Source organism: Nostoc sp., assembly GCF_036917415.1.
Lineage (GTDB): Bacteria > Cyanobacteriota > Cyanobacteriia > Cyanobacteriales > Nostocaceae > Nostoc.
Genome location: NZ_JBALDJ010000022.1, coordinates 25,388 through 36,929, shown reverse-complemented (window position 1 = coordinate 36,929; position 11,542 = coordinate 25,388). Strand labels below are relative to the sequence as shown.

8 protein-coding genes are annotated in these 11,542 nt (G+C 41.6%); 5 read left to right on the top strand and 3 right to left on the bottom strand.

All coding sequences use genetic code 11. The annotated features are described in order from the left end of the window. Positions 1 to 243 precede the first annotated feature (243 nt). Positions 244 to 660, top strand: coding sequence for a DUF3110 domain-containing protein (locus V7K41_RS02890; protein ID WP_334845641.1), 417 nt, complete (start codon positions 244 to 246; stop codon positions 658 to 660). A 243-nt stretch (positions 661 to 903) separates the two neighbouring features. Beyond that, the gene (murQ, locus tag V7K41_RS02885; protein ID WP_334845640.1) at positions 904 to 1,830 is read left to right on the top strand and encodes an N-acetylmuramic acid 6-phosphate etherase; all 927 of its coding nucleotides are present in this window, start codon (positions 904 to 906) and stop codon (positions 1,828 to 1,830) included. 475 nt (positions 1,831 to 2,305) lie between these two features. Here murQ and V7K41_RS02880 read toward each other — a convergent pair whose 3' ends face one another. From V7K41_RS02880 to V7K41_RS02870, 3 genes are read right to left on the bottom strand one after another with little or no spacing between them, the layout of a single operon-like run. After that, positions 2,306 to 3,031 carry a Uma2 family endonuclease gene (locus V7K41_RS02880; protein ID WP_334845639.1) on the bottom strand — a complete coding sequence of 242 codons (726 nt, stop codon included), beginning with the start codon at positions 3,029 to 3,031 and terminating at the stop codon, positions 2,306 to 2,308. Positions 3,032 to 3,084: 53 nt separating this feature from the next. Further along, on the bottom strand, positions 3,085 to 3,978 hold the full coding sequence (locus V7K41_RS02875) for an ABC transporter permease (protein WP_334845642.1): 894 nt from the start codon (positions 3,976 to 3,978) through the stop codon (positions 3,085 to 3,087). Between the two features lie 28 nt (positions 3,979 to 4,006). Then, entirely contained in the window at positions 4,007 to 5,092 is a 1,086-nt protein-coding gene (locus tag V7K41_RS02870) for an ABC transporter substrate-binding protein (protein ID WP_334845638.1), read from the bottom strand. 492 nt (positions 5,093 to 5,584) lie between these two features. Between V7K41_RS02870 and V7K41_RS02865 the strand changes: the two genes are divergently transcribed. The 3 genes from V7K41_RS02865 to V7K41_RS02855 all read left to right on the top strand — a co-directional run bounded on the left by V7K41_RS02865 (position 5,585) and on the right by V7K41_RS02855 (position 11,531). Beyond that, on the top strand, positions 5,585 to 7,144 hold the full coding sequence (locus V7K41_RS02865; RefSeq protein ID WP_334845637.1) for an extracellular solute-binding protein: 1,560 nt from the start codon (positions 5,585 to 5,587) through the stop codon (positions 7,142 to 7,144). Between the two features lie 231 nt (positions 7,145 to 7,375). Beyond that, positions 7,376 to 9,670 (top strand): ATP-binding protein, encoded by a 2,295-nt coding sequence (locus V7K41_RS02860; RefSeq protein ID WP_334845636.1) that lies wholly within the window; start codon positions 7,376 to 7,378, stop codon positions 9,668 to 9,670. 52 nt (positions 9,671 to 9,722) lie between these two features. After that, complete coding sequence (locus tag V7K41_RS02855; RefSeq protein ID WP_334845635.1) at positions 9,723 to 11,531, top strand: response regulator; 1,809 nt, start codon at positions 9,723 to 9,725, stop codon at positions 11,529 to 11,531. The last annotated feature ends 11 nt before the right edge of the window (positions 11,532 to 11,542 follow it).

The window sequence follows — 11,542 nt, the reverse complement described above, 5'->3', positions numbered from 1 at the left end:
AGATGCCGTAAAGACAAAAATAGTTGGAATGCTTGTACAGTAAGGAGCGATTTGTTATTAGACAAGTTATTGGAGTATTTGAGAGATAATGGATGCATCTGGATACCATAAGAGAGAATTACTAGAATAAAAATTCTCATAAATGGTAGTTCAAATGTACTAATTACTGTTAAATACTAGAAATTTAACAGAAAAGATTAATTTGTGAGCTAGAAGTCTTATATCCTCGTGCTTATTACATTTATGCGTGTCTTTGTGTTAATTTTTAATGCTCGAACAGAAAATGAGGGGATTCATACGATTCGGGAAGGCGATCGCAATAAAATTCTGATGTTCGAGTCAGAAGACGATGCCACGCGCTTTGCCCTAATGTTAGAAGCTCAGGATTTCCCCGCACCTACACCGGAGCCGATCGATGCTGAGGAAATCAAGGAATTTTGCGAAAGTGCTGGATATGAATGGGAAATCATCCCAGAAAACAGCAATTTAGTTGTAACTCCCCCAGAACTTAACGTCGAAAAAACTGACTGGCAAGAAAATGCCCAGAACGAGGATACTGTTGAAGACACCTTCCCTCTTAATGAACAACCACTAGAAGAACCAGAATTGTCTGATTCTGAACTAGAGAAGATTCGTCGCAAATTGGAAGGATTGTTGTAAGTAGTCATTAGTCATTAGTCATTAGTCATTAGTCATTAGTCATTAGTCATTAGTCATTAGTCATTAGTCATTGGTCGCTAACTGACTAATGACAACGGACATAGATAGATGCCCAAAGGACAGCGTAGGGTAGAACAAAGGACAAAGGACAAAGGACAAAGGACAAATGACAAATGACAAATGACAAATGACAAATGACAAATGACAAATGACAAAGAACAAATGACAAAGGACAAATGACAAATGACAAATTTGCAAGAACGCGGGCATCTTTTAACTGAGCTGGTAAATCCTAACAGTCTGAACTTAGACCAGCTTAGTTCTCTAGAATTGGTGGAGTTGTTTAATGACGAAGACCAAAAGGCTGTCGCAGCAGTTGCAGCAGCGAAAATTCAGTTAGCAGAGGCAATTGAGCGCACCGCAGAGCGTTTGCGCCACGGAGGACGCCTATTTTATATCGGTGCAGGGACAAGTGGTCGGTTAGGTGTGTTAGATGCTGCTGAGTGTCCACCTACTTTTTGTACACCTCCAGAGTTGGTACAGGGGATTATTGCTGGTGGTGCTGGCGCATTAGTACGTAGTTCTGAAGATTTAGAAGACAGCATTGAAGATGGTGAGGGTGCGATCGCTGTGCGACACATTACCCAATTAGATGTCGTAGTTGGCATTACCGCTGGTGGGACAACGCCTTATGTCCACGGTGCGCTTCATGCTGCTCGTCAGCGAGGAGCCACAACTATTTTTATCGCCTGTGTTCCTGCTGAACAAGTTAGCTTTGATGCCGATATTGATATTCGCCTATTGACAGGGCCAGAAATAATTGCCGGTTCAACTCGCCTGAAAGCTGGTACAGCCACTAAATTAGCTTTAAATATCTTTTCTAGCGGCGTAATGGTCAAGCTAGGCAAAGTTTATGGCAATCGCATGGTGGATGTAGCAGTAACAAATCAAAAATTACGCGATCGCGCTTTACGAATTTTGCAAGACCTCACAGGTTTAAGTCGGGAAGCTGCTGGCTTTTTACTAGAACGTAGTGGTAAATGGGTTAAGCTAGCGCTATTGATGCACTGGACTGGTTTGGAAAAAGACGAGGGCGATCGGCTGCTTTCAGAACACCAAAGTAATCTCAGGGCAGCTGTTGTCAGTTTTCAAAACCACAAGCAACCTTGAAGAAATTTCTTTAAATACTCTATATAATTTGGCTGCTACTTGTCTTAGTAGCACGCCTTTTTTTAAGAATAATATTCCCTAAAAAAGCTGATATTAACTAGGTTAATTAATAATAGTAAACTTAAACAAATATTTTTAACACTTTTTATCAAACAGAATTCAGGAGTCAGGAGCCAGAATTCAGAATTGAATTCTGAACTTCATAGTGGATGAATAAACGGGTTTAAAACCCCCACCAAATCGAAGATTTGGTGGTCTTCAATCAGTCGCGCGTCTGAATCCCCGACTGATAGCGAAGCGTTAGCGAGTCCACGAGCGTCTTGATTCTGACCGGAGGCGGAGCGTCTCCGGCTCCGCTCCTGAATTCAGCTATTCTGAATTCTTCTTCAAAAATCTCAATAACTAAAGCAAAAATATCTAGAGGCTGCTAATCTTTTTTAAACTGGTAATTAGACCTTTAGGAAATGCGATCGCTTTAATTACCAGGTAAATTATTTGGATCTACACCTAGAGAACGTAAATATTGTGCTAACTGTTCAGCCCTTTGCCGTTCTTGTTCAGCCCGCGATCGCTCTTGTTGTGCCTGTTCTGCATCTGTCAAATAGCGCTTTCCTTGCTCGTCATACCAACATAAATACTCCTGTTGTATCCCGCCAATTACAGCTTGGTGTCGTCCTATACCTAAACCTACCTCTGGCATCAAATAAGGTTCGCCTATTTGTAATTGGTAGTTTCCATCGATCAACTTATACACTTCAAAGGGTTGATGTTGGTCGCGTCGCCAAAACTCAGGGTTATAAATTACGTAGTACAATACACCGAGTTTTCTATATATATCTAGCTTTTCGTCATATTCACCTCCTGGAGTATGGGATACCATTTCTAATGTGAATATTGGAACTATCTCATTTTCTTCCCAAACTGCATAACTTTTGCGTGATTTGCCACCTTTTTTCCGTTCTACTCCCAGACTTAAAAAAGCATCTGGCACTACAGGTACTCTAGGATTTACTCCTGTGGTGTGATACACTCCCATATCTACTCCGAAGTACCAATCCATGCGATTTGCCCAAATGGAGTTGAGTAAGAAGAGTAAAATGTTGGGCAAAAAGTTTTGATCTTCGTTATCCACTGGTGTATCGTCTGAACACGGAAGTTCATCAGTAGTTGGTAACGCATTTTTGAGATCGGGTGAGAGCATAACCGTTGTCTCGCTGGCGTTTGCTGCCCTTATTATAAGTGAGTGACGAAAAATTAGCGTTTGGGTATAGCTTCACCAAACTTAATCAAAAATGCGATCGCAATACTAACAAGCAAAATTAAGGTCATACTCAAGGCTGAACCAAATCCCCAATTTTGGGTTGCTCCAAGAAACTGGTTATAAACTAACCGCGCCGCCGTCATACTAGAAGCACCACCGAGTAATTCTGGATCGACAAAATCCCCCAAGCCGGTGATGAATACAAGCATGGAAGCAGCCGCAATTCCCGGAAAAATTTGCGGTACGGTTACTTGAAAAAAAGTTTCCACCGGATTTGCACCTAAATCAGCCGCGGCTTCTAGCAACCGTTTGTCTAGCTTTTCGAGAGAAGCATATAAAATCAAAACCATATAAGGTAATAAGCTGTAACTCATGCCAATCAATACAGCTTGACTATTGTTGAGTAATTCCCAAGTAGGCAAGCCTAAATTGCTAAGTAAACTATTCAATAAACCAGTAGGACGAAGAATTGTAATCCAAGCATAAGAACGGAGTAACGAAGAAGTCCACAAAGGTAAAACAAAACCTAATAACAGCAAATTTCGCCAACGCTGCGGCGCTATCTGAGCAATCCAATAGGCAACCGGAAAGCCCAAAATTAAACAAATTATGGTAGTGCCAAACGCAAAAAATAGCGATCGCCCAATTACTTGCAGGTAAAGTGAGTCAAATATTCGGATATAATTTTTAAATCCGTTGGGATTGACCAAATCTCCCGGTCGGATGTCTGCAACTAAACTTAACTCGAAAATTATCAAAGTTGGCAGCACCAACAAAAGTAATAACCAAATCCCAGATGGTGCAAGCAATACCAAGGGTTGGAGCCAATTTCTGACGGAATGCTGCAATTTTTGTATTTTATAAATCTCATTTTTTTCCAAATTAATCACTCCTAACTCCTAACTCCTAACTCTTTTAGCTGCTAGTTAATTGAGTCCAATAACGATCGTAAACCTCTTCAAATTCTCCTACAGGTGTAACACGTTCACAATTTTTTAACAGGGACTCTGGCGGAAACAAATTAACGTTGTTTTGGATGATTTTTGGCAAGTGCTCAAATCCGGCGCTATTCGGCGTAGAAATATTCAGGCGTTGAGTGATTTGGGCTGCTATTTCTGGTTGTAAAATCATGTTAATCCAGGCATAGGCTCCAGCTTGGTTGGGGGCTGTTTTGGGAATTACAATAGTGTCTGTCCATAATGAAGAACCACTGCGAGGAATCACATATTTGAGTTTAGGGTTTTCTTGAGAGATTTTCACTGCATCTGCTGAATAACACATTGCCAATAGCAAATCTCCTGCGAGAATTTGATTTTGCCAAGCGTCAGTGTCAAAACGGGCGATCGCAGGTTTTAGGGACTTCAATTTTTCATAAGCTTGTTTGATTTCTTGTTCATTTTTTGAGTTATAAGAATAACCGAGCATTCGTAAGGTTGCACCCATAACTTCTCGAACATCATTGAGCAAGGTCATCCGCTGATTAAGTTGCTCTTTATTTTGCCAAAGATAATCCCAGTCTTGTGGTGTATCTTTGATTTTTTCACAATTGTAAAGTAAACCTGTTGTCCCCCAGTTAAAAGGGATACTATAGCGGTTATTGCGGTCATAACTAGGATTTTTAAACCGGGGAAATAAATTCTCTAGACCGATTAAGCGATCGTGATTTATTTCTGTTAACAAACCTTTGTCTACCATCTTCTGCACCATATAATCAGATGGGTTGATGATGCTGTAAGTGCCACCGCCTCCAGCTTGCAATTTAGCCAGCATGACATCATTGGAATCATACACATCCGCCAGCACTTTCATGCCAGTTTGGCTGCTAAAAGTTTTCAGTAATTGGTTGTCAGTATATTGTGTCCAGGTAAAGATATAAAGTTGGTCACGCTGACTATTGGTATTAGAATTAGCACGTACTTCAGCCAGCCTCCAGCCACAACCACCTAAAGATAAGCTAGAAAGTGCTGCCACCCCTTTTAAAAATTGGCGTCTGTTAGTCATTAAGTTAATAGTTAATCATCTTTTGTATTGTTGCCGATTGACTCTAAATATGCCTTTAATTGGAGTGCCCATAGGTAGTTTAAAGATTAACTTAAGTGTATCTACCTGTGCAACTGTTAATAAGTTACTAGTGTCAGCTAGTGTTAGGCACGGTTTTTAATCAAGCTTGAATTATAAAAATTAACAAAGCAAGCGATCGCCAAATCATCAACTAAACCCAGTGTGGCAAGGTGAACTGCACTTCTGTACTAGCAAAAATAACAGGGTTTGTCCTTACCTTAGCAGTTAAAACTGTGACAGGAGTTTTGGATTCATAACTGTAAGGAGGAATCATCCAAATGTCTAATAGGTTGCATAGATAAGACAGGTCTGGGAGGCAACGGGAAAGAAAAAAGCTTAACCCAACCCTAAAAAGATTTACATATCTGGGAATAATCAATTTGTAAATCATCAAGATTGGGCAGTTAAAAGCCAGAGGGAAGGAATTATAAAATGTCTAATTGGCAAAATTTTCGCTCTCTATTGCATCGAGTTCGATATGGTCTGATTTTCCTGACTGCCCTTTGGTTGAGCTTAGGGATTCCAGGTTGCAGTTTCTCCCCACCCACTTCTCAAATCGCTGTATCGCCCCAGCCCACCCAGATCGAGCAAACTGCACAACGTTTTGACGGTGTAATAATTAACGTCATCACTCAGGATGAAACCGTTCATACAGGTACTAAGAGACGGATTGCTGGGTTTGAAGCCTTGACTGGAGCGAAGGTCAATCTGACGGGCGTTCCTTTTCAAAATTTATACAACACACTGCAAAAGGACTGGTCTAGCAGTGCTTCAAAGTACGATATGGCCATTATTTTACCTTCATGGCAGATTGACTTTATCGATGCTGGCTTTGTGGAAGATTTAACGGCGCGAGTCAAGTCTGATGCAGCCATACAATGGGAAGATATTGCACCGATCTTTCGGAATTTTAGTGCGACTTATAAAGGACGCATCTACAGTATTCCGTTGGATGGGGACTTTCACATGGTTTATTACCGCAGTGATTTGTTAAAACAAGCGGGGTTAACGCCTCCGACAAACTGGGATGAGTATCTGGCGATCGCCAAACGGTTTCACGGCAAAGACTTGAATGGTGACGGTACACCAGACTATGGCTCTTGTATGTCCAAAGGTGCTGCTGATAATAACACCAGCCTGTTGATATCCATTGCCACTCCTTTTTTGCAATCTCAGGGAACCGCACAAGGGACATTTTTTGACTCAGACACAATGAAGCCTCTGGTGAACAATCCCGCCTTTGCCAAAGCACTGGATATTTATAAACAAGCGATGGACTATGGAATTCCCCAGGATAAGAATCTAGGTAATGTCAAAGCTAGAGAATTATTTATTACTGGCAGGTGCGCTCTAACCATCGATTGGGGCGATGTTGGGCCTCTATCCATCGATCGGTCTGTATCTAAAGTAATGGATAAAGTCGGGGCTGTCGTCACTCCAGGCACTACTCAAGTGCTCGATCGCAAGACTAACAAATTGGTTGCCTGCGATAAGTTTATCTGTCCTTACGCCATTGATGGTGTCAATCACGCACCTTATGCCGCCAATATCGGTTGGACAAGTGTAATTCATGCCAAAGCAGCACCAAAAGTTAAGGATGCCGCATACTCGTTTTTCTCTTACATGAGTCAACCCGCTCAGTCGAACGTGGATGTGACGATTGGGGCAACGGGCTTCAACCCCTACCGAATTTCGCAATTTAAAAACTCAGATCCCTGGATTAAATCTGGGATGTCGTCTGAAGCAGCCAACAACTATCTCGCAGCGCTCGGCATCAGCTTGAATAGTCCCAATATGGTTTTGAGTTTGACCATTCCCCATAATCAACAATATCAATTTGAAGTTCTTGATGGCGTTGTATCTCAGTTCTTAGGAAACAAAATTACAACCGAGCAAGCAATGCAGCAGATTGAACAAAGATGGGAGCAGATTACTAACAAAGTAGGGCTGGAGTCTCAACGCGCCGCTTACCGCGCCACCCTTGGGCTATGAGCGGGAGATGAGGGAGTCAGAGAGAAGAATTAATAACCAATAACCAATGACAAATGACAAATGACAAATGACAAATGACAAATGACAAATGACAAATGACAAATGCCCAAAACTGTTCATTTGACAGATGAAGTGGGCATCTTAGAAATAATTGGGCAAAAATAACATTGGAAGTGACTAACAATGCACTGCCTATCTCAGTAGTTAGGAGCTGTAAAAGGAGCCACACCAGTGCGAAATTGGAACCTCAGCACAAAAATTATTGCTTCCTATTCAGTGCTAATCGCAGTCATGGCTGGAACATTAGCTTCAGGGATGTACTGGCAGTTGTATTCTAGTCAACGGCAGGCAATCCATAATCGTCTTCTGGCGATTGTCAGTCTGGCAGTTCCCCAAATCGATAGCGATTATCACGGATTAGTTCTCCAGGGTAGCGATCGCACCTCAGCCTTTTACAAAATTAATCAAGATAGGCTTGTGTCTATTCAAGCAACTAGTAAAGATATATTACGTATTTATACAGTACGACAACAACCAAATAAAAAATTTGTCTATGTCTTAAACTACGACCCTGCCGATCGAGGTAAAAGTGTATTGATTGGCATGGATTACACAAAGTCATTGGATGATTTGTATGCAGCCGTTGCCCGCAATGCACCGTTTGTTGAGCAGGAATTTCAGCACACTGCAAATGGCGAAACTATTCTTTACGGCTATGCCCCAATTAGCAATCTTCAGGGTCGGGTGAATGGATTTTTGGTAGTTGAATTAGACGCAAGTTCAGTGGTGCGCCAAGAATATTCGGTAGCCGGATTTGCTCTAGTAAATTTTTTGGCTGTGTTGTTACTGACTGTAGTATTAGTGCGTTGGCTATCGCGATCGCTTGTAGTGCTACCCATTTTACAACTCAATAGCGCCGCCAAGCAATTAGAAACAGGGAATTGGAACGCGACTCTACCGAGCGTTCGCACCGATGAACTTGGAGAACTTTCCGCATCTTTTAATAGTATGGCCAAACAGTTGCAAACCTCCTTTGCAACCTTAGAACAAAAGGTAGAAGAACGAACATTAGAACTAGCAGAAGCCAAAGAAAAAGCCGATACTGCAAACCAGGCCAAGAGCGAGTTTCTCGCTAACATGAGCCATGAACTGCGAACACCACTCAATGGCATCTTGGGCTATGCCCAAATTCTCCAAAATGGTGAACCCTTAACAGAACGAGCTAAAAAAGGTATAGATATCATCTATCAGTGTGGCAATCATTTGCTCAATTTGATAAATGATATCCTTGACCTCGCTAAAATCGAAGCCCGGAAGTTGGAATTATATCCTAGCGATGCGTATTTCCCGGCACTTCTCGAAGGCATTGCTGAGATGATGCGCGTGCGTGCTCATCAAAAAGGAATTCCCTTCACCTATCAACCTGATTCTGATTTACCTGTTGGCATTAGAGTCGATGAAAAACGCTTACGCCAAGTGTTGATTAACTTATTGGGCAATGCCATTAAGTTTACTGACGAAGGCGGAGTTACGTTTCGCGTTAAAACTCACAAACTGGAAACTGCAACCTATCAAATTCGCTTTGAGGTCGAAGATACAGGGGTTGGGATATCGCGAGGCGGACTTACGAAAATCTTCCAACCTTTTGAACAAGTGGGTGATGTGAAGAAACAAGGAGAAGGTACTGGATTAGGACTGGCAATCAGTCAGCAAATCGTTTCTCTGATGGGTAGCACCCTAAATGTAGATAGCCAGCTTGGACAAGGTAGCACCTTCTGGTTTGAGGTAGAACTTCCCGAAGCTCAAGAATGGGCAGCAAGTCTGCAAACAACTAAACAAGGTAAGATTGTCGGATTTGAAGGTAGAAAGTGCCAGGTGCTGGTAGTTGATGACCGTTGGGAGAATCGGTCAGTTTTGGTTAGTTTACTGGAACCTTTGGGTTTTGCAGTGATTGATGTCAGTAATGGTCGAGAAGGATTGGACAAGGCAAAGGAGATTCATCCTGACTTGATTATTACAGACTTGATGATGCCAGAAATGGATGGCTACGAGATGCTGCGACAGTTGCGACAGATTCCCCAGTTGCAGAATATTCCGGCGATCGCTTCTTCAGCTAGTGTATTTGAAAGTAACCAAAATGAGAGTATCACAGCCGGAGCCGATGCTTTTTTACCCAAGCCTGTAGAAGCCTCAGCGCTGCTGAAGTTGTTGGAAAAATACCTAAATCTAAAATGGATTTATGACCAAAACTCCATTGCTGTGGAGCCAATGAGTGCCAACTCAGAGACAATATCTCCATCCACCCCAGATGCGATCGTTCCCCCTAGCGATGAGGTTTTGTCGCAATTGCACACATTGGCGTTGCAGGGACGCTTGATGGCGATCGAGCAACAGCTAAAAACTTTGGAAAAAACAGATGAGCAGTACCAACCATTTGTTAAAGCAATACGTGAGTATGCAGATAATTTCCAGACTGAAAAAATCCGAACATTTCTTGAACAATATCTTCCCAATCTTAAGAGTTAATCTACTAGTTCCAGTCTGATAAACCCTTTGTTATCTCATTACCATTTTCGCTATGACGGCATTTTCTGAAAATTCCATTGCATTTAACAATCCTGTTACAAACCCATTTGATAATGGCATTATCCTGATTGTCGATGATGTGCCAAATAACTTGAAGGTGCTTTCAGACACCTTAGCCCAAGCTGGTTTTGAAGTTGCGATCGCCACCAGTGGTGAAAGTGCGCTACAGCAATTGGAACATACGCCCGTGTCTTTGATTTTACTGGATGTGATGATGCCGGGGATGAATGGCTTTGAAACCTGTCAGCACATTAAAGCCAATCTGAAAACCCGAAATATTCCGATTATCTTTATCACCGCCCTTTCTGAATCGGTAAATAAAGTCACTGGCTTTGAATTAGGAGCCATTGACTACATCACCAAACCATTTCAACAAGGTGAAGTTTTAGCACGAGTGCAAACTCACTTAAAGCTTAACCAATTGAGCCAGTCTCTTGAAGCCAAAAATACAGAACTGCAAAAACTTACTGAGCAACTAGAGCAACGAGTCACTGAACGAACCCAGGAACTATTTGCATCGATTGAAACCCTCAAGCAAACTCAACAATTGATGCAGTTAGTATTTGATACTATTCCCCACTGGGTAGGGTGGAAAGATATCAATTCAGTGTTTTTGGGCTGTAATCAAAGCTTGGCTGATGCACTAAACTTAAGTTCGCCTGATGAAATTGTGGGTAAAACCGATTATGACTTACACACGAGCAAAGAAGAATCCGATTCGTATCGTATGTGCGATCGCCGCATCATGGAATCTGGTCAAGCAGAACTCCACATAACTGAACAATGGCAAGGGGCGGATGGTCAGCAAATGTGGTTGGATACGAGCAAGATGCCTTTACGCGATGCCAAGGGAAATGTCTTCGGTATTTTATTAGTGACAGAAAACATTACCGAACGTCAATTGGCACAAGAAGAACTTAAACAACAAAAACAAAATCTAGAAGAAGCACTAGCAGAACTTCAAAACACTCAAGTGCAATTGGTGCAAAGTGAAAAAATGTCAGCACTGGGAAACCTTGTCGCGGGGGTGGCACATGAAATCAATAACCCTGTTGGCTTCCTGGGCGGCAATATCCAACCTGCTTTAGATTATATCAAGGATATATTTAGCTTAATTGATTTGTATCAACAGGAATATTCTACTCCCAGTAAAATAATACAAGACGAAATCGAAGCAATTGACCTTGATTACATCCGTGAAGACTTACCGAAGTTAGTGAGTTCTATGCGAGAAGGTGTGAAGCGAATTCGGGATATTAGTACTTCTTTACGAACCTTCTCTCGTGCTGATAGCGATCGCCCCATTGCTTGTAATATTCATGATGGCATTGACAGCACCATTTTGATTCTTAAACATCGCCTCAAACCTTCGGAAACCCGCCCAGAAATTAAAGTTATCAAAGAATATGGTCAGATGCCATTAGTAGAATGCTTTGCTGGGCAGTTGAATCAGGTATTTATGAACATTCTAGCCAATGCTATTGATGCTTTGGAAGAGTCAAATATTGGACGTGGTTTTGAAGAGATAAAAACTAATCCCAATCAAATCACAATTATTACTAAAACTAGTGAAAAAAAGAAAAAATTAATTATTACAATTAAAGATAATGGGATGGGAATGGATGAACAAATAAAATCACAAATATTTGACCATTTATTTACTACAAAAGCTGTTGGTAAAGGGACAGGATTAGGATTAGCGATCGCTCGTCAAATTATCGAAGAAACCCACGGCGGAAAATTGAGTTTTGACTCTGTTGTAGGTAAGGGTACAGAATTTATCATTGAAATTCCGGTATAGTTTTTAGCTAT